Source organism: Bradyrhizobium sp. JYMT SZCCT0428 (assembly GCF_018131075.1).
Taxonomy (GTDB): Bacteria; Pseudomonadota; Alphaproteobacteria; order Rhizobiales; family Xanthobacteraceae; genus Bradyrhizobium.
The window spans coordinates 24,829-42,158 of record NZ_JAFCLS010000026.1 but is presented as its reverse complement, the minus strand read 5'-3'; the positions used below and the strand labels follow the sequence as shown (position 1 = coordinate 42,158).

Sequence of the window (17,330 nt, the reverse complement as noted above, 5' to 3'; positions counted from 1 at the left end):
GAGCGCAATTGCGCTCATCGCGGCGCCGCGGCCTCTCGATGTGGGCGGTGGGTGTTGATATCTCGCGCAATAACGAACGCCGGTGGTTATGGGTCCCTGCGTTCGCAGGGACGACAAGGAGATTGTAGGAACGCCTCAGCAAGAGCCGGAGCAGGGCACTCACGCCGCCGCGCCCTGGGCGGCGAGTTGGGCGGCCTGATGCTCGGTCGTCAGCGCGTCGATCAGTTCACCCAGCGCTTCGCCCGCGATCACCTGCGGCAGTTTATAGAGCGTCAGGTTGATGCGGTGATCGGTGACGCGGCCTTGCGGGAAATTATAGGTGCGGATGCGCTCGGAGCGGTCACCGGAGCCGACTTTCTCGCGACGGTCGGCCGCGCGGGTCGCATTGATGCGCTGCTGTTCGGCGTCGTAGATGCGCGAGCGCAGGATGTTCATCGCCGAGGCGCGGTTCTTGTGCTGCGAGCGGCTGTCCTGCATCATGACAACGATGCCGGTCGGGATGTGGGTGATGCGGATCGCGGATTCGGTCTTGTTGACGTGCTGGCCGCCGGCGCCCTGTGCGCGCATGGTCTCGATCCGCAAGTCCTCGTTCTTGATGTCGACATCGACATCCTCGACCTCGGGCAAGACCGCAACGGTTGCCGCCGAGGTGTGGATGCGGCCCTGCGTTTCGGTGTCGGGCACGCGCTGCACGCGGTGCGCGCCGGACTCGAATTTCAGTTTGGCGAACGCGCCGCGGCCCTGCACTTCGGCGATGATTTCCTTGTAGCCGCCCATGGTGCCCTCGCTGGCGGAGATCACTTCGACCTTCCAGCCCTGCAGCGCGGCAAAACGCTCATACATCCGGAACAGGTCGCCGGCGAACAGTGACGCCTCGTCGCCGCCGGTGCCGGCGCGGATTTCCAGCATCACGTTGCGGTCGTCCATCGCGTCCTTCGGCAACAGCGCGACGCGGATCTTCTGCTCGAGTTCGCCAACACGCGTCTGCAGCGTCTCGAGCTCGGCTTCCGCCATGCCGCGCATGTCAGGATCGGCGGCGGAATCCGCCAGCAACGTTTCGGTGTCGGTTATTTCGGCGCGCGCCGCGCGATAGGCCTTGACGGCATCGATCAGCGGATTGAGCTCGGCGAGCTCGCGCGTGATCTGGACGTATTTCTCCGAGCTCAATTGGGCGAGCAGCTCCGCCTCGAGCGAAGCGTGATGGGCGAGCAGGATATCGAGTTTGGCTTCGGGTAACATGTCGGAGTTCTCAATGGCGAAAAGGGAAGGGGGCGTTGCGGGGGCAGAGCCTCGCTACAACGACAACCCTTCGGCTTCCGCGAATTCCGTCAGCTTCTGCCGGATCGAGACGCTGCCGGCCGGCGCTTCAAGCAGCGGCATCATGACGGCCTCGGCCTTCCTGGCATCGAGATCGAGGATCAGCGCTTTCACCGGGCCATGCGCGGTCGCCGACAGCGACAGCGAGCGGTAACCGAGCGCGATCAGCGCCAGCGCGCCGAGCGGTTTTGACGCCATCTCGCCGCACAGCGAGGCGCTTTTCTTGGCCGCATCGGCCTTGCGCACGATGTCGCGCAAGGCCCTCAAGATCGGCGCCGACATGGTGTCGAACCGTTCGGAGACCTTGGCATTGCCGCGGTCGACCGCGAACATGAACTGGAACAGGTCGTTCGATCCGATCGAGATGAAATCGACCTTCTTCAGGAGTTCGTCCATCTGGTAAAGCAGCGCCGGCACTTCGACCATGGTGCCGACGTCGATGCGTTCCGGCAGCGCGTGGCCGTGTTGACGCAGATAGGTCAGCTCGCGCTCGACGATGGCCTTGGCCTGATCGAACTCGGCGACTTCCGAAATCATCGGAAACATGATCTTCAGCGCGCGGCCGCCGCCGGCGCGCAGCAGCGCGCGAATCTGGCCGCGCAACAGGCCGGGACGGTCGAGCCCGAGCCGGATCGCGCGCCAGCCGAGCGCGGGATTTTCCTCGATCACGGTTTCCATATAGGGCAGCGCCTTGTCGCCGCCGATGTCGAGCGTGCGGAACGTGACCGGCTTCGATCCCGCGGCGTCCAGCACGGTGCGATACAGCGCGAGCTGGTCAGAGGTGCGCGGCAGGCTCTGGCCGACCATGAATTGCAGTTCGGTGCGGAACAGCCCGATGCCGGCGCTGCCGGTGTCGTCGATATGCGGCAGGTCGATGACGAGGCCGGCATTGATCATCAGCTCGATCTTCTGGCCGTCTTTGGTCACGCAGGGCTTGTCGCGCAGCGCCGAATATTGCGCCTGCCGCCGCGCGCGGAATCTTACCCGCTCGGCATAGGCCGATTCGATCTCGGCCGAAGGGCGCACATAGATCGAGCCCGAGGTGCCATCGACGATGATGGCGTCGCCGGGATCGGCGAGCCCCGGCGCGTTGGGGATTTCGCCGACCGCGGGAATGCCGAGCGCGCGCGCCACGATCGAGACGTGGGAATTGGCGGTGCCTTCCTCCAGCACGAGGCCGCGCAGGCGCTTGCGGTCATAGTCGAGCAGGGCGGCCGGGCCCATCGCGCGCGCGATCAGGATCGCATTGTCCGGCAGCTGTTCGCGGGACGGCGCATGGTCCTGGCCGACCAGTTGCCGCATCAGGCGGTGGCCGAGGTCCTCGAGGTCGTGCAGGCGGTCGCGCAAGTAGGGATCGGTCGAACGCAGCATGCGCGCGCGGGTGTCGGACTGCACGCGCTCGACGGCGGCCTCCGCCGTGAGGCCGGTGGCGACCGCCTCGTGCAGCTTGTGCGACCAGCCATGGTCGTTGGCGAACATGCGGTAGGCTTCCAGCACCTCGCGGTGCTCGCCGCCCTCGGCGACGTCGCCGCGCTCCAGCATGCGGTCGAGATCGGCGCGCAGCTTGGTCAGCGCCGCGTCCAGCTTCTTGATTTCCTTCGGCAGGTCTTCGGCAATGTAATTGGTGATGACGACGCGCGGCTCGTGCAGCACGACGTGGCCGAGCGCGATGCCGTCGGACAGGATCGCGCCGGCCTTGTGCAGGGAATGCCGCGCCGCAGGTTCCGCGCCGGGCTGCGCCAGCGCCGCCAACTCGCCGGAGGCGATCATCTCGGCGACTACCATCGCGGTGGTCTGCAGCGCCTCGACCTCTTCCTCGACGTAAGTGCGCTTGGCGCGGTTCTGCACCACCAGCACGCCGAGCGTGTTGCCGGCGCGCAGGATCGGCACGCCGAGGAAGGAATGATAGATTTCCTCGCCGGTTTCCGGGCGGAACGAGAACGCCGGGTGGGTTTGCGCGTCGGAGAGGTTGAGCGGGGTGGCCTCGCTGGCGACGAGGCCGACCAGGCCCTCATGCGCGCTCAGAACCGTTCTATGGACGGCGTCGCGGTTCAGACCCTCGGTGGCGTAGAGTTCGAGCGTGTTATCGACGCGCAGCACGTAGGTCGAGCACACCTCGGCCACCATGTTGGCCGCGATCAGGACCACGATCTTGTCCAGCCGCTCCTGGGCGGAGACCTGCTCCGCCATGGTTTCGCGGAGCCGTCTCAACAAGACGCGGGGGCCTCCCGACGTGCTCCGCATCTGCCAAAATCCTCCCCCGCGAGGCCAGCGTGCCGGGTGGCCGGGCGCTGGCGTGAAACTCAACAATAGCAACAATTTTATTCATTCGGCGCCGCCGCAAGCCGCCACCAAAACCATCGTTCCCGGCCGAATCGGGATCGCCAAACTGTGGCACAGTTTGCGGCTGCGCACCTGTCAGGCCGTATAGCCAATCGAGGCTTGCTTTGCCAAGCAAAACGCCTGCCAGTAGCAATAACGTCTGTGTCAGGCCAATGCTGCGGGCGCTAAGAGAAAGTAATTCTAGAGCAAACCGATGCTCTACGCCTGGTCGAGCCCATAGAGCGTGTGCAGCGTGCGCACCGCAAGCTCGGTATAGGCGGCGTCGATCAGCACCGAGAACTTGATCTCGGAGGTGGTGATGGCGCGGATATTGATATTTCGCGCCGCAAGTGCGGTGAACGCCTGTGCGGCGACGCCGGCATGGCTGCGCATGCCGCTGCCGATCACCGACACCTTGGCGACGTCGGTGGCGCTGTCCAGCCGCTTATAGCCGATCTTGTCCTTGGCCGCGGCGATGGTGTCCCTGGCGCGGGTATAGTCGGAGGCCGGCACCGTGAAGGTCAGGTCGGTGGTCTTGCCGTCCTCGGAGACGTTCTGCACGATCATGTCGACATTGATGTTGGCGTCCGCGAGCGGTCCGAAGATCGCGGCGGCAACGCCCGGCTTGTCCTCGATCTGGCGCACGGAAATCTGGGCTTCGTCCTTGGAGAAGGCGATGCCGGTGACGACGTGGTTTTCCATGATTTCCTCCTCGCTGCAGATCAGCGTGCCCGGCGGCGTGGCGTGCGGGTCGATATCCTCGGGCTTGTCGAAGCTGGAGCGGACGAACACCGGCATACTATGCACCATGCCGAGTTCCACCGAGCGCACCTGCAGGACCTTGGCGCCCTGGGAGGCCAGTTCCAGCATGTCCTCGAAGGCGATCTTGTCGAGCCGCCGCGCCTTGGGAACCACGCGCGGGTCGGTGGTATAGACGCCGTCGACGTCGGTGTAGATGTCGCAGCGGTCGGCATGGATGGCGGCCGCGATCGCCACCGCCGAGGTGTCCGAACCGCCGCGCCCCAGCGTGGTGATTCGGTTTGTCTGCGGATTGATGCCCTGGAAGCCGGCGATGACGGCGACTTCCTTGCGGTCCTTGAAACGGTTGATGATCTCGGTGCCGTCGATTTCGAGTATCCGCGCCGAGGCGTGCGCGTCCGAGGTCCGGATCGGGATTTGCCAGCCCTGCCAGGAGCGGGCCTGAATGCCGATCGCCTGCAGCGCGATCGCCAGCAATCCGGACGTGACCTGTTCGCCGGAGGCGACCACCGCGTCATATTCGCGGGCGTCGTGCATCGGCGAGGCGTCGCGACACCAGTCCACCAGCTCGTTGGTCTTGCCGGACATCGCCGACACCACCACGGCGACGTCGTGCCCCGCATCGACTTCGCGCTTGACGTGACGCGCGACGTTGCGGATTCGGTCGATATTGGCGACGGATGTACCGCCGAATTTCATCACGAGGCGGCCCATGACGACGCGTGCATTCCCTGTGAGGATAAGTATGGTGGCCCGCACGAAAATGGAGCGTCCGGGCCGAAAGCGGCGTATACATAGCGGCGCGTCCCGGGGCAAGCATCCGGCTGCATTTTCGGTCTAAAATGGCGCAAAATGCTGTGGTAGCGGGTTAATTCAGGTCGGGCGCATTTAGGTCAGGTGCAAGGTTTAGGTGCAAGGTTAGGTGAATGGGGCGTTATATCGACGATATCCTGCAGCCCGGCGAGAAGGTGCTGTATTCCACCAATGCACACTGGATCTTCTTCCTGCCGGCGATCGTGCTCTGGGCCGCGGCGCTGGCGCTCTTCGTGGGCTCGGGAATGATCCCGGCGGGGCCCATGGTTTTGGTCCTCTGGTCGCTGGCGGCGATCGTTGCCATTGCCGCGTTGTACAAGACGGCTACCGCCTGGTTCCATCGCTGGACCACCGAGACCGACGTCACCAATTTCCGTGTCATCCACAAGACGGGCTTTGTTCAGCGGCAAACGTTTGAGATGAGCGTGGACAAGGTCGAGAGCGTCGACGTCAACCAGAGCATCCTCGGCCGCATCCTCAACTACGGCGACGTGACGGTGCTGGGGGTCGGCGAGGGTGGCAAGACCCTCGACACCATTTCTTCGCCGTTGGCATTTCGCAATGCCATCACGGCACGACCGGCCGGTGCGTAAATCATGGCCATGCAAACAAATCACGCCGGCGCATCGGGCAGCACGGTCGACCCGGCCGAAGTCGCGAAATTCTCAAAACTGTCGGACGAGTGGTGGGACCCCAAGGGCAAGATGGCCCCGCTGCACAAGATCAACCCGCTGCGGCTGACCTATATTCGCGACGCCGCCTGCCGCAAGTTCGAACGCAACGTCAAAAGCCTGAATTGCCTGGGCGGCCTGCGCATCCTCGACATCGGCTGCGGCGCCGGTCTCTTGTGCGAGCCGTTCACGCGGCTGGGCGCGCAGGTGATCGGGATCGATCCCTCCGCGACCAACATCGCCGCCGCCAAGCTGCACGCCGACAAGGGCCATCTGTCGATCGATTACCGCTGCACCACGGCCGAGGAGATGGACGTGCGCGAGCGCTTCGATATCGTGCTGGCGATGGAAGTGGTCGAGCACGTCACTGACGTGGGCGTCTTCCTCAACCGCTGCGCGGCGATGCTCAAGCCGGGCGGGATGATGGTGCTCTCGACGCTGAACCGCAACTGGAAGAGCTTTGCGCTGGCGATCGTCGGCGCCGAATATGTGCTGCGCTGGCTGCCGCGCGGCACCCATGAGTGGAACAAGTTCGTCACCCCCGACGAGCTCGCTCAGCATCTCGCCAACAACCGGCTTGCCATCACCGAACAGGCCGGCGTGGTCTACAACCCGCTCGCCGACAAATGGAGCATCTCGTCCGACATGGACGTGAACTACATGGTGGTCGCGGAGGAGATGTAGGAAAGATCTTAATTGCTGTCGTCCCTGCGAACGCAGGGACCCATAGCCACCGGCCCACGTAATCGAGCAAGATCAGCGTTCCGAGCATGTATTACGTCTACATCCTCGCAAGCCGACGCCACGGGACCCTCTACATCGGGGTAACGAACTCCATTCAGAAGCGACTTGAGCAGCATCGCAACGGAGAGGGCTCCTCGTTCGTCAAGGCATACGGCGTGTTTCGGCTCGTATACGTCGAATCATACGACCGGGCGGACGAAGCGATTGCCCGAGAGAAACAGCTAAAACGCTGGAAGCGCGACTGGAAGATCGAACTGATCGAGCGATAAAACCTGGAGTGGCGCGATCTCATTGATTTGCTGGTTTAGTCCGAGACCTCTCCCCTCGTCGTCCCTACGAACGCAGGGACCCATAACCACTGATGGTGCGATTGGAAAAAGGCCGTTGCCAGCGCGCCTTTGCTACTGGGGCCGCGGCGTATGGGTCCCTGCGTTCGCAGGGACGACGATGGATTTGTGTTTGTGACGAGAGGTTTCCGCTTAATCGGAGTCGTGTCACGCTTCGCTCTGCGGCCCGCGTTAGCCGAGACCTCTCCGCGCGTCGTCCCTGCGAACGCAGGGACCCATACCGCGTGATCTATCGATAGTGCGAAATGGTTGATGCCTCCCGCAAAACGACCGCCGGTGGCTATGGGTCCCTGCGTTCGCAGGGACGACGATGGAGTTGGGCTTTTCGGCGTAATCGCAATCCTGTCATGCGCCGTTTCGGTTGACCGCGTGCGCCGCGACCGGCACGGTGCGGCACCCTTCCGCCGGTATCCCCATGTTCACGGTCGCCTCGCTCTGGATTCCCTTCACCATTGTTGCTGCGCTCGGCCAGGTCGCGCGCAATGCGATGCAGCGGTCGTTGACCGGGCCGCTCGGGACCTGGGGCGCCACCAATATCCGTTTCCTGTTCGGCTTTCCGTTCTCGATCATCTTCTTTGCGGTCGTCGTGACAGTCACCGGCGACCGCGTGCCGTGGCCGACCACGGCGTTTTGGCCGTGGTTGTTGCTCGGTGCGCTGAGCCAGATCGTCGGCACCGGCATGATGCTGCTCGCGATGAACGACCGCTCGTTCGTGGTGACGACGGCCTATCTGAAGACCGAGGCGATCCAGACCGCGATCTTCGGCTTCATCTTTCTGGCCGATCATCTGACGGTGCTGAAGGTGGTCGCGATCCTGATTGCGACAGCCGGTGTCGTCATCGCGGCGCTGCGGCCGGCTGGGGGCAAGGGTTTTGCAGATCTGAAGCCGACGCTGCTGGGCCTTGGCGCCGCCGCGGCGTTCGCGCTATCGGCGGTCGGCTTTCGCGGTGCCGTCATCGTGGTGCCCGGCGTCTCCTTCGTGACGGCGGCGTCCTATACGCTGGTATTCGGCCTGTTCGTGCAGACGCTGGTGCTGTCGGTCTATCTGCTGGTTCGCGCGCCCGACGTGCTCCGGAAAATCTTGGGACTATGGAAGCCCTCGATGCTGGCGGGCTTCATGGGCGCGTTCGCCTCGCAGTTCTGGTTTCTCGCGTTTGCGCTGACGGCGGCCGCCAATGTCCGCACGCTGGCGCTGGTCGAGGTACTGTTCGCGCAAGCCGTGGCGTATTATTCGTTCAAGCAGCCGATGTCGGCGCGGGAGCTGTCAGGGATTGTCCTGATTGTGGCGGGGGTGGCGCTGCTGGTGGCGGCTTAATCATTCCCGCCGTCATTCCGGGGCGATGCGAAGCATCGAACCTCAGATGCGCAATTGCGCATCGGGGAATCTCGAGATTCCGGGTCTGGTCCTTCGGACCATCCCGGAATGACGCTTCGCGTCAATTCCGATCGTCCGGCAGCACCGGCAGCGGTGAGACTTCGACGCCTTCGTCGATCAGGGCGCGGGCTTCGTCGGGCGACGCCTCGCCATAGATCGGGCGGTGCTCGATATCGCCGTAATGCATCTTGCGCGCTTCGCTCGGAAAGCGCTCGCCGACATTGTCGGCGTTCTTGGTGATGTGATCGCGCAATTCCTTGATCTTGGCGCGCAGCTCGAGCTCCTGCGCCATCAGCAGCGGCGTGGCCTCGGTTGCCGCACCTTCGGTGCTTGCGACTTCCGCAGCCGGCATGCGACGCGAATCTTCACGGCCCTTCTTGCTGACGATCTGCGGGGCCATGATGGCGCGCTCGACCTTGACCGAGCCGCACGATGGGCAGCTGACCAGCCTGCGCTTCTCCTGGCTCTCATAGGCCGTCGAGCTCTGAAACCAGCTTTCGAAAGCATGGCCCCGCTCGCAGCGCAGGTTGTAGCGGATCATGCCGAGCCCCGGACCAGATGCAGATGTTCCGGGCCGGCCTTGGGATCGGCGATGCCGAAGCGACGTCCGTGCTGCAGCGACGGCACGGTTTTTCGCGCGGTCTCGACTTTGGACGTGTCGATCTCGGCCAGGAACACGCCGGGCTCGACGCCGCCCTCACTGAGGATCTCGCCCCAGGGCGCGACGATCAGCGAATGCCCAAAGGTCTCGCGCTTGTTCTCATGCAGGCCGCATTGCGCGGCGGCGAACACGAAACAACCGGTCTCGATGGCGCGGGAACGCAGCAGGATGTGCCAATGCGCTTCGCCGGTCTTCTTGGTGAAGGCCGACGGCACTGACAGGAACGACGCGCCGCTTTCGGCGAGCGCACGGTAGAGCGCCGGAAAGCGCACATCGTAGCAGATCGTGAGCCCGATCCGGCCCCACGGCAGGTCCGAGATCACGGCGGTCTCGCCCGGCTGGTAATTGGCGGACTCGCGATAGCTCTCGCCGCCGGGCAGGTCGATGTCGAACATGTGGATCTTGTCATAGCTGGCGAGCAGATTGCCGTCGGGTCCGATCAGGAACGAACGGTTGACCGCGCGCTCCGGCGAGAAGCGCAGCGCCAATGAGCCGACATGCAGATGGATCTTCAGCTCCGCCGCCAGCGCGCGATACGCCTTCAGCGACTTGTCGTCTTCCTCAGCCGCCAGATGCTCGAACAGCGCCTTGCGGTTCAGCTGCATCATGTTGCTCACCTCGGGGGTTTGCACATAATCGGCGCCCTGCGCCACAGCTTCGCGGATCAGCTTCATGCCCTGCTCGAGGCTCGGCTCCGGCAGCAGCGAGGTGCGCATCTGCACCATCGCGGCGGTGAAGGTCGTGGCAGCGCTCATGACGAGGCCTTTTCTCCCGCCAGCAACGCATCGAGCCTGCCCGCGCGGTCCAGCGCGTAAAGCTCGTCGCAGCCACCGACATGGGTTGCGCCGATGAAGATTTGCGGAAACGTCGAGCCGGCGCCGGCCCGATCGTACATCTGTTCGCGATAGGAAGGGTCGTTGGATACGCTGAGTTCGGTAAACGCGGCATTCTTGCGCGTCAGCAGCGATTTGGCCGCGGTGCAGTAACCGCAGCCCGGGCGGGTGTAGATTTCAACGGCAGCGGTCATGGAGCGCTCTGGTTCGCAAGTTCCGGGAATGACAAGTCTTTGAATTATATGGGAGCCCGGTGGGTGTCCACAACCCGCGCGAATACCAGCACGTCGACCTGCGCGGCCTTGGCGCGCAACAAGGCACGGCAGGCGTCGGTGGTGGCGCCGGAGGTCAGGACGTCGTCGATCAGGACCACGCGGCGGCCCTGGATGTCAGCGCTGCGGTCAGGGGCGACCTTGAAGGCGCCCTGCACATTGCTGGCGCGCTGCGTCCGCGACAGCCCGATCTGCTGTTCGGTCGCCCGGACCCGCCGGAGCGCCTCGGAGGCCAGTTTCACCCCGGTTTGACGCGAAATCACCCGCGCCAGCGCGCCGGACTGGTTGTAGCGGCGGCTCCAGCCACGCCGCCAATGCAGGGGAACCGGGACCAGCACGTCGGCTTCTTCGAGCAATTGCTGGCCCGCGCGGGCCATCCAGCGGCCCATCGCGGGCGCCAGATCGGTGCGGTCCTGGTATTTCAGCGAATGAACCAGCGTGCGCGCGACATCGTCGTAGCGCACTGCGGCGCGGGCGCGCTGGTAGGCCGGCGGATTGGCAATCGCCTCCATCGACAGCAAATCGGGTCCGGGGTCGTAGACAAAGGGAATGCCGAGCCGCGGGCAGTAGGGCGGTTCGATGAACGACAGCTTTGCCCAGCATTCGGCGCAGACGCCCTCTCCATCGACCGGCTCGCGGCAGGAAACACACAGCGTCGGCAGCGCGATGTCGAGCGCCAGCCTTGGAATATGCGCGAACACCTCGCGGCAGGCGCTCAACGCGCCGCGCAAATGGGTGGAGATGGAGCGTGGTGGTGATGCCTCGGCGTCCATGGGCAGAGGCTAGCGCTGGGGCGCGTGGTGCTCAAGCACCGGATTGCCAAAGACGGGATCGCCGGCGTACCAACCGCCATGGCTCCGAACCCGACCGCCGCCCCCCTCCTGTTCAACCGTGCGCTGTTGCGCGCGCGGCAGGACCGTGCGCGCCGTGCTGGGCCGGCCACCTTCCTGCTCGATCGCGTCACCGAAGACCTCGAAGAGCGCTTGCAGGCGGTGAAGCGGAATTTCTCCGACGCCGCCGAAATCTGGACGCCGGTCGAATTGCTGCGCAAGCTGGTGGCGGATCGTTTCAAATCCATCATCCGGGTCGATCCGGATGAAACGGAAACGCTGCCGTTGCCACCGGAATCGCTCGATCTTGCGGTCTCCGCGCTCGCCTTTCAATTCGTCAACGATCTGCCCGGTGTGCTGGCGCAGATCAGGCGCGCGCTGCGGCCGGATGGATTGCTGCTGGCGGCGATGATCGGCGGCGATACGCTGACCGAACTCCGGCAATCCTTTGCGGCGGCGGAGGCCGAATGCGAGGGCGGGGTGTCGCCGCGCGTCGCGCCCTTTGCCGATCTGCGCGATGTCGGCGCGCTGCTGCAGCGCGCGGGCTTTGCGCTGCCGGTCACCGACGTCGATCGCCTCATAGTGCGTTACGACAGCGCGTTGGCGCTGATGGCCGATCTGAGAAGGATGGGCGCGACCAATATTCTGGTCGAGCGCCGGCGGGTGCCCACCCGCCGCGCCACGCTGCTGCGGATGGCAGAGATTTACGGCGAACGCTTTGCCGATTCGGACGGCCGCATCCGCGCCACCTTCGACGTGATCTGGCTGTCCGGCTGGGCGCCGCATGAGAGCCAGCCGAAACCGCTGCGGCCGGGTTCGGCGAAAGCGAGCCTGGAAGCGGCGGTGAAGGGGAAGACGAAGTAGAATTGTGATTCGTGATCCGTCTGCTCAGGCTGCGATGGAGGACAGGATCAGCGTCGAAATCACCCCCGCAAGCAGACCGGCGCCCGCCGCAAACCACACACGGTATCCGGCAAGCCACATCAGCGCGAGTTGCCTTGCCGGAAATGCCCCGATCTGGGTCAGGATCGTGAGCATGTCAGCGCAGATCCACTCCTCGGCAATCTTGCCATCAGCAATGCGGTACAGTTCGTAGCTTTGGTAATCGACGCGCTTTCCGGTCGGCTGATTTCAGGAACTCGCCGGTGTGCGTTCCGGTGAAGCGAAAACGCACCGCCACCCTGTCATCGGCCGCAAACATGTCCTGCGCTTCGAGCTGAATGTCGGGAAAAGCCTTGAAGAAGGCTTCCGAATTCCTTCGCCATATGCGCCGGCCGCGCATTTGATGCGGTACCCCGGCCAAGTTAATGATGAAGTCCGGCGACAGGAACTCGGCAGCAGCCGCAATGTCCCTGCGGGTCAAGGCGGCGAAGGCGTCACGCATCAATGCGATATTTCCCTGGGAAGCGGTATTGGTGGCGAGCACGACAGGACTCCAATTGACAATCGAATTGGTATAAAGCACATCGTGAATATGATACACAATGTAGATAATACATCACTTTGCCGCGACGTGCTGTCGCAGCTATTCCTGGTCACCACGCTCATGTCGGCGGATATGCAGCGTGGCTTGGCCGAACGCGGCTTGACGCAAACAAGGGCGCAAGTGTTGTGGGTGCTGGGTGGGGCCGAGCGCATGACGCAGGCGGAATTGGCTGCGGAATTGAAGGTCACGCCGCGTAACGTCACCACGCTCATCGATGCGCTTGAGGAGACCGGTTTTGTCCGTCGCACGGCACACCCGACGGATCGGCGTGCGGCCGTCATTGTTCTGACGGCGAAAGGCCAAAAATCCTTCGCAAGACTGCAATCGGAGACGACCGAGTTTGCCAAACTGCTCTTCGGCAACCTGTCCGAACGCGATCTGAAGACATTGCAGGGGATACTTCACGACGTCGCTACGAAGCTGACCGAACTGGCGAAGGAAACTGGCGGCCGGTAGCGCCACCAATCGCTGCGCCCAAGTTCTGCGAAAGTGAGTCTGGAGGCGGCGGTGAAGCGGACGCCGAAGTAGGCCGCGCTCCGCTTCACGCCGCGCGAGCCCCGGACTACGCCGCCTTCAAACTCTCGAGCGCGGCCTGCGGCGTGTTGCGAAAGCTGATGGCCAGGCGGTTGTAGGCGTTCATCAGGCCGATCGCGATCGTGAGGTCGACGAGCTCGCGCTCCTCGAACACGGCGCGGGCGGTTTGATACGCGTCATCCGGCACCCCGGTATCGGCGACACGGGTTACGGTCTCGGCCCATGCCAGCGCGGCGCGTTCGCGCTCATCGAACAAATTGCCGGCTTCCGCCCAGGCCTGCAGCAGCGCGAGCTTCTCGATCTTCTGCCCCTTCTTGAGCAGGTCGCGCGTGTGCATATCGAGGCAGTAGGCGCAGTTGTTGATCTGGGAAATCCGCAAGTAGACCAGATCGACCAGCACGGACGAAAGGCCGCTCTGCAGGACGTAGCCGTAGACGCCGCCCAGCGCTTTCACGCCTGCCGGTGCAATCTGGTTGTAGTCGAGTCGCTTGCTCATTTTCGTGGCTCCTTGATGATCAGTTTTGCTTGTTCACTTGCGAATGATGGTTTTCAGCGAGTCGACGAACACCCAGAAGGAGGCGGCGAACAGGCCGACATCTTTCAGGAGGAACTGACCCGGCGCGACCGAGATCGCGGGGAAGCCGAGCTCCGGCACGACGACATCAGGCGTCGAGATCATGAAGCTGAGCGTCGTGACGAAGAGTCCGGCCGAGAGAACGCCGCCGGCCGCGGAAAAGATCGGGCTCGCCAGTCTGAGGGCGATCAGCAGGCCGATGCTGAGTTCGACCAAGCCGAGGAAGGTGGAGAAGCCGCGGACCGAAAGCAGCGCATAGAACCAGCCGACGAGCGGACTGTTCTCCACCAGCGGCACCAGCCCGTTGGCCTCGTATTGCGTAAACTTCATCCCGGCGAACCAGGCGTAGATGACCGCGAGCGAGACGTAGAGGCCGGCGCGGCTGACCGGTTCGGCGTAGGCGAGCAGGTCTTCGGCCTGATCGCGCCAGCTGGAGACAGCGCGTGGTGCCGGGAGCTGAGTTGCAATGTATGACATGGTGAACTCCGTTTTCAGGGTTGTGGTTTCAATTCGATGTTCGGCTGAACTTGTTGCGCGTCGCCTAGGCGCTGATGCGTTCGTGGTTGCGCACGTTGTAGCGGGGGGCCGGGATGGCGCTGGAAATCTTGTCCGACATCGCGCGGCGCGCCGCCTCATAACGATCCCATTCCGCCTGGTTGGGCAGCGACGGGATGGTCACGGTCTCGCCAAGGTCGAGGCCCGCGAGGGCAGCGTCGACCAGGTCGTTGGCCGACATCACCATCTGCTGCGGCAAATGATGAACCGGCATGCCGGCGACGTCCCAGAATTCGGTGGCCGTGGCGCCCGGCAGCACCGCCTGCACGCGGACGCCCTTGCCCGCGAGTTCGTGAACCAGCGAGTGGTTGAACGCGAGCACGAATGCTTTCGTGCCGCCATAGACACCGTTCAGCACCTCCGGCGCGATCGCGACGATCGATGAAATGTTGATGATCGTGCCGTTGCCGCGGGCAACAAATCCCGGCGCCGCCGCATAGGTCAGCCGCGTCAGCGCGGTGACGTTCAGGCTGATCATGTCGTCCATCTTGTCGACGTCGGAGGAGACCAGCGGCCCGGTGGCGCCGACGCCCGCATTGTTGACCAGCATGGAGATGCCGGCGTTGGTCCGCAGGATGTCCCCGACGCGCCGCAGATCCGCAGCGACGGTGAGATCGGCTTCGACCGTCTCGACCTTGCGGCCGGTGTCGTTCGCGATCCGGCGCGCCAGGGAGGCGAGCCGATCCTTGTTGCGGGCAACCAGAATGAGGTCATGGCCGCGCTTGGCCAGCCGGTCGGCGTAGATTGCGCCGATGCCGGTTGATGCGCCGGTGATGAGGGCGATGCCTTTGGTTTGGATCGAGGTCATGTCGGTCTCCAGAAATTCGGGGTTGGGGGCCAGTCCGTTGCTGTGCGCTCGTAACTAGACCCTTCCGAAAATGGTGGGTATCCGGTAAAATCGAGAAAGACCCTTCCATCAGATGGAAACATTCAATGGACCGCTTCGAAGCCATGTCGCTGGTGCTGGCGGTTGCCGAGGCCGGCAGTTTGTCGGCTGCGGCGCGCCGGCAGAAAACGCCGCTCGCAACGGTCAGCCGGAAAGTCTCCGAGCTCGAAGCGCACCTGCAGACCAAGCTGTTCAATCGCTCGAGCCGTGCGCTCGTGCCGACGGATGCGGGACGCTCCTACATCGCCGCAGCGAAACGGATTCTCGCCGATGTGGCGGAAGCCGAACGCACGGCGTCCGGCGAGTACACGACGCCGCGCGGTGATTTGATTGTGTCGTCGCCGTTTGCGTTTGGCCGGCTACATCTGGTGCCGGTGATGGCGGAGTTCGTGGCTGTCTTTCCGGAGGTGGACATTCAGCTCGATTTGCAGGACCGGCCGGTCAATCTTGTCGAGGACCATGTCGATGTCGCGCTTCGGATCGGGACGCTCACCGACAGCAGTCTGATCGCCATCCGGATTGGAGAAATCCGCCGCGTGTTGTGCGCCAGTCCGGCCTATCTGAAATCGCGGGGGACGCCCAAATCCCCTGAAGACCTCTCCACCCACGACTGCGTCAGCTTCCTGCCGTTCCACTCGTCAACCACATGGACGTTCAAACGGGAGCAGACCGAATATGTGGTGCCGGTGCGGTCGCGCCTCGTCTTGAACAACCTTGAAGCAACCTGCGATGCCGCGCGCGCGGGTATGGGGATCGCCGCGGCGTTCTCCTACCAACTTGCCGAATCGATCAAATCCGGAGAACTCGTGCTGCTGCTGCAGGATTTTGAGCCGCCGCCGCTGCCCGTCAGCCTTGTGTACCCGCCCAACCGTTTCATGCCGGTCAAGTTGCGAGCCTTCCTGGACTTCGCGCTGCCGCGGCTCAGAGCGCGCATTGGCGAACTGCCGAAACGCGCCGCGCCGCGAGCTGGGCCAGGCTCGGCGGAAGTCTCAAGGCAGCGGTAAAGCGGACGTCGAAGCAGGCCTCCGGTACGAACAGCTTCTTCGCACCATCAGGACATTGCTCGCAGCAGGGCTGCGATCTTGATGGTCGCAAAGTTGGAGTAGGTGTCGGATATGGCGTAGGGCAAAATGATCTGGTCATTGTGGCGCATCGCGCCGCAGGTATAGACCACGTTGGGAACATAGCCTTCGCGTTCTGACTGTTCGGGATGCAGCAACGGCTCGACCGAACGCGCCAGCACCTTGGACGGGTCTTTCTTGTCGAGCAGCGCCGCGCCGATCGAATATTTCCGGACCGGACCGACGCCGTGCGTGAGCAGCAGCCAGCCTTCATCCAGCTCGATCGGTGACCCGCAGTTTCCGATCTGCACGAACTCCCAGGGGAATTGTGGTTTCAGGATCGCCTGACCGCCGTCCCACTGATGCAGGTCATCCGAATAGATCAGATAGAGGTTCTCATTGTCCTGACGCGCGATCATGGCGTACTTGCCGTCGATCTTGCGCGGGAATAGGGCCATGCCCTTGTTGTGGGCCGCGGTCCCCTGCAGCGGCGACATTCGAAATGACAGGAAGTCGCTGGTCTCGATCAACTCCGATCGTATCGCTCTGCCGGTATAGGCCGTGAAGGTAGCGTAGTAAGTCTTTTGGCCGCCATCGCTGAACTCGACGAAACGGGCGTCTTCGATGCCCTGGGATTGAGATGCGGTAACCGGAAATATCACGCGTTCGCTGATATCCTGTTCCTCCTTGAAGGTGATCTCAACCTCTTCGCCTGATGGCCCGGATACGCGACGTCCGACCCGAGGACTGGAGGCCAGCCGCGCGGTCGGATCGACGGCCAGGCTGCCGTCGGCGGCAATGGTGCCGGTGCGAAATGTCAGTGAAGATACGTGGCCTTCGCCAACGGCCCGGAGGCTGAGCACGAAGCGGAGGCCGCCTTTCGGCGCTCCAGACTGGTCGGGATGCGGTACGATGCTGGGATTGAACAGCGCAGAGGCCTCGAACGAGTATTCGTTCAGGAAATAAGCGCCGATCAACTGGCGCTGGACGCTGGAAAAAGCGCCGTGAGCTGCCAGCGCCTCTTCCATCTCGTCGGCGCGGAACTCGAATTCCTGCAGCAGGTTGCGATGCCGCCCCTGGAAGTTCTCCAGTACGTCGGCCAACAGGCTGGCTGTGACTTGCGGATCGAGTGCGAGCACGCGCTCGACGATATGGTTGGCGCGGGTCTTGTCGGTCGGGTTGAGATCGCGCGGTTCAGTCGTCGGCTTGAACGGGCGTACGATCACACGCGTGGGGTCGGGGCGCAGATAGAGCGCTTGCCGATGCAGGAAAGTGGCTTGCAACAAGATG

The 17,330-nt window shown here is 63.6% G+C and carries 19 protein-coding genes and 1 pseudogene; 7 read left to right on the top strand and 13 right to left on the bottom strand.

Translation table 11 applies throughout. From position 1 onward, the window contains the following. Window positions 1-159: 159 nt before the first annotated feature. From prfA to JQ575_RS25075, 3 genes are all read right to left on the bottom strand, one after another. Complete coding sequence (gene prfA, locus JQ575_RS25085) at window positions 160-1,239, bottom strand: peptide chain release factor 1 (RefSeq protein ID WP_212035819.1); 1,080 nt, start codon at window positions 1,237-1,239, stop codon at window positions 160-162. 54 nt (window positions 1,240-1,293) lie between these two features. Continuing rightward, the gene (gene ptsP, locus JQ575_RS25080) at window positions 1,294-3,561 is read right to left on the bottom strand and encodes a phosphoenolpyruvate--protein phosphotransferase (protein WP_212035818.1); all 2,268 of its coding nucleotides are present in this window, start codon (window positions 3,559-3,561) and stop codon (window positions 1,294-1,296) included. Between the two features lie 297 nt (window positions 3,562-3,858). Then, entirely contained in the window at window positions 3,859-5,112 is a 1,254-nt protein-coding gene (locus tag JQ575_RS25075) for an aspartate kinase (protein ID WP_212035883.1), read from the bottom strand. Between the two features lie 212 nt (window positions 5,113-5,324). On the opposite strand from JQ575_RS25075, the gene JQ575_RS25070 reads away from it, so the two are divergent. The 4 genes from JQ575_RS25070 (at window position 5,325) to JQ575_RS25055 (ending at window position 8,288) form a co-directional block, all read left to right on the top strand. Further along, window positions 5,325-5,804 carry a PH domain-containing protein gene (locus JQ575_RS25070; protein ID WP_212035817.1) on the top strand — a complete coding sequence of 160 codons (480 nt, stop codon included), beginning with the start codon at window positions 5,325-5,327 and terminating at the stop codon, window positions 5,802-5,804. A 3-nt stretch (window positions 5,805-5,807) separates the two neighbouring features. After that, window positions 5,808-6,566 (top strand): bifunctional 2-polyprenyl-6-hydroxyphenol methylase/3-demethylubiquinol 3-O-methyltransferase UbiG, encoded by a 759-nt coding sequence (ubiG, locus tag JQ575_RS25065; protein ID WP_192736458.1) that lies wholly within the window; start codon window positions 5,808-5,810, stop codon window positions 6,564-6,566. A gap of 86 nt (window positions 6,567-6,652) precedes the next feature. After that, window positions 6,653-6,895 (top strand): GIY-YIG nuclease family protein, encoded by a 243-nt coding sequence (locus tag JQ575_RS25060; RefSeq protein WP_212035816.1) that lies wholly within the window; start codon window positions 6,653-6,655, stop codon window positions 6,893-6,895. A gap of 493 nt (window positions 6,896-7,388) precedes the next feature. After that, on the top strand, window positions 7,389-8,288 hold the full coding sequence (locus tag JQ575_RS25055; RefSeq protein ID WP_212035815.1) for an EamA family transporter: 900 nt from the start codon (window positions 7,389-7,391) through the stop codon (window positions 8,286-8,288). A gap of 121 nt (window positions 8,289-8,409) precedes the next feature. Here JQ575_RS25055 and JQ575_RS25050 read toward each other — a convergent pair whose 3' ends face one another. Genes JQ575_RS25050 through JQ575_RS25035 form a run of 4 tightly spaced genes read right to left on the bottom strand, consistent with a single transcriptional unit; the run spans window position 8,410 to window position 10,887 of the window. Further along, window positions 8,410-8,889, bottom strand: a complete 480-nt coding sequence (locus JQ575_RS25050; protein ID WP_212035814.1) for a DUF1178 family protein — start codon at window positions 8,887-8,889, stop codon at window positions 8,410-8,412. Next, entirely contained in the window at window positions 8,886-9,764 is an 879-nt protein-coding gene (locus JQ575_RS25045; protein WP_212035813.1) for a carbon-nitrogen hydrolase family protein, read from the bottom strand. The genes JQ575_RS25050 and JQ575_RS25045 overlap by 4 nt, the downstream gene beginning before the upstream one ends. Continuing rightward, entirely contained in the window at window positions 9,761-10,036 is a 276-nt protein-coding gene (gene grxC / locus JQ575_RS25040; protein ID WP_211998227.1) for a glutaredoxin 3, read from the bottom strand. Before grxC ends, JQ575_RS25045 begins: the two co-directional genes overlap by 4 nt. 44 nt (window positions 10,037-10,080) lie before the next feature. Further along, complete coding sequence (locus JQ575_RS25035) at window positions 10,081-10,887, bottom strand: ComF family protein (RefSeq protein WP_212035812.1); 807 nt, start codon at window positions 10,885-10,887, stop codon at window positions 10,081-10,083. Between the two features lie 78 nt (window positions 10,888-10,965). Here JQ575_RS25035 and JQ575_RS25030 point away from each other — a divergent pair, with 78 nt between their 5' ends. Further along, a complete protein-coding gene (locus tag JQ575_RS25030; protein ID WP_212035882.1) occupies window positions 10,966-11,808 on the top strand; it encodes a methyltransferase domain-containing protein in 843 nt (280 codons plus the stop codon). A 24-nt stretch (window positions 11,809-11,832) separates the two neighbouring features. Here the strand turns inward: JQ575_RS25030 and JQ575_RS44870 are convergent. After that, a pseudogene (locus tag JQ575_RS44870) lies at window positions 11,833-12,060 on the bottom strand (ester cyclase); the annotation flags it as partial. Next, window positions 12,017-12,328, bottom strand: coding sequence for an ester cyclase (locus tag JQ575_RS46555; protein WP_409364819.1), 312 nt, complete (start codon window positions 12,326-12,328; stop codon window positions 12,017-12,019). The pseudogene JQ575_RS44870 and the gene JQ575_RS46555, both read right to left, overlap by 44 nt. Here JQ575_RS46555 and JQ575_RS46155 point away from each other — a divergent pair. After that, complete coding sequence (locus JQ575_RS46155) at window positions 12,230-12,886, top strand: MarR family winged helix-turn-helix transcriptional regulator (RefSeq protein WP_409364818.1); 657 nt, start codon at window positions 12,230-12,232, stop codon at window positions 12,884-12,886. The two genes, JQ575_RS46555 and JQ575_RS46155, sit on opposite strands and share 99 nt — an antisense overlap. Before the next feature lie 106 nt (window positions 12,887-12,992). Here JQ575_RS46155 and JQ575_RS25010 read toward each other — a convergent pair whose 3' ends face one another. The 3 genes from JQ575_RS25010 to JQ575_RS25000 form a co-directional block, all read right to left on the bottom strand. Then, the gene (locus JQ575_RS25010) at window positions 12,993-13,460 is read right to left on the bottom strand and encodes a carboxymuconolactone decarboxylase family protein (protein WP_212035809.1); all 468 of its coding nucleotides are present in this window, start codon (window positions 13,458-13,460) and stop codon (window positions 12,993-12,995) included. Between the two features lie 33 nt (window positions 13,461-13,493). Then, window positions 13,494-14,015: a YkgB family protein gene (locus JQ575_RS25005; RefSeq protein ID WP_212035808.1), complete on the bottom strand. Its 522-nt coding sequence runs from the start codon at window positions 14,013-14,015 to the stop codon at window positions 13,494-13,496. A gap of 64 nt (window positions 14,016-14,079) precedes the next feature. Then, window positions 14,080-14,901: an SDR family oxidoreductase gene (locus tag JQ575_RS25000; protein WP_212035807.1), complete on the bottom strand. Its 822-nt coding sequence runs from the start codon at window positions 14,899-14,901 to the stop codon at window positions 14,080-14,082. 125 nt (window positions 14,902-15,026) lie between these two features. Here JQ575_RS25000 and JQ575_RS24995 point away from each other — a divergent pair, with 125 nt between their 5' ends. Further along, window positions 15,027-15,983, top strand: a complete 957-nt coding sequence (locus tag JQ575_RS24995; protein ID WP_212035806.1) for a LysR family transcriptional regulator — start codon at window positions 15,027-15,029, stop codon at window positions 15,981-15,983. Between the two features lie 47 nt (window positions 15,984-16,030). On the opposite strand, the gene JQ575_RS24990 is transcribed toward JQ575_RS24995, so the two are convergent. After that, the gene (locus JQ575_RS24990) at window positions 16,031-17,326 is read right to left on the bottom strand and encodes a glycoside hydrolase family 130 protein (RefSeq protein ID WP_212035805.1); all 1,296 of its coding nucleotides are present in this window, start codon (window positions 17,324-17,326) and stop codon (window positions 16,031-16,033) included. Window positions 17,327-17,330 lie beyond the last annotated feature (4 nt).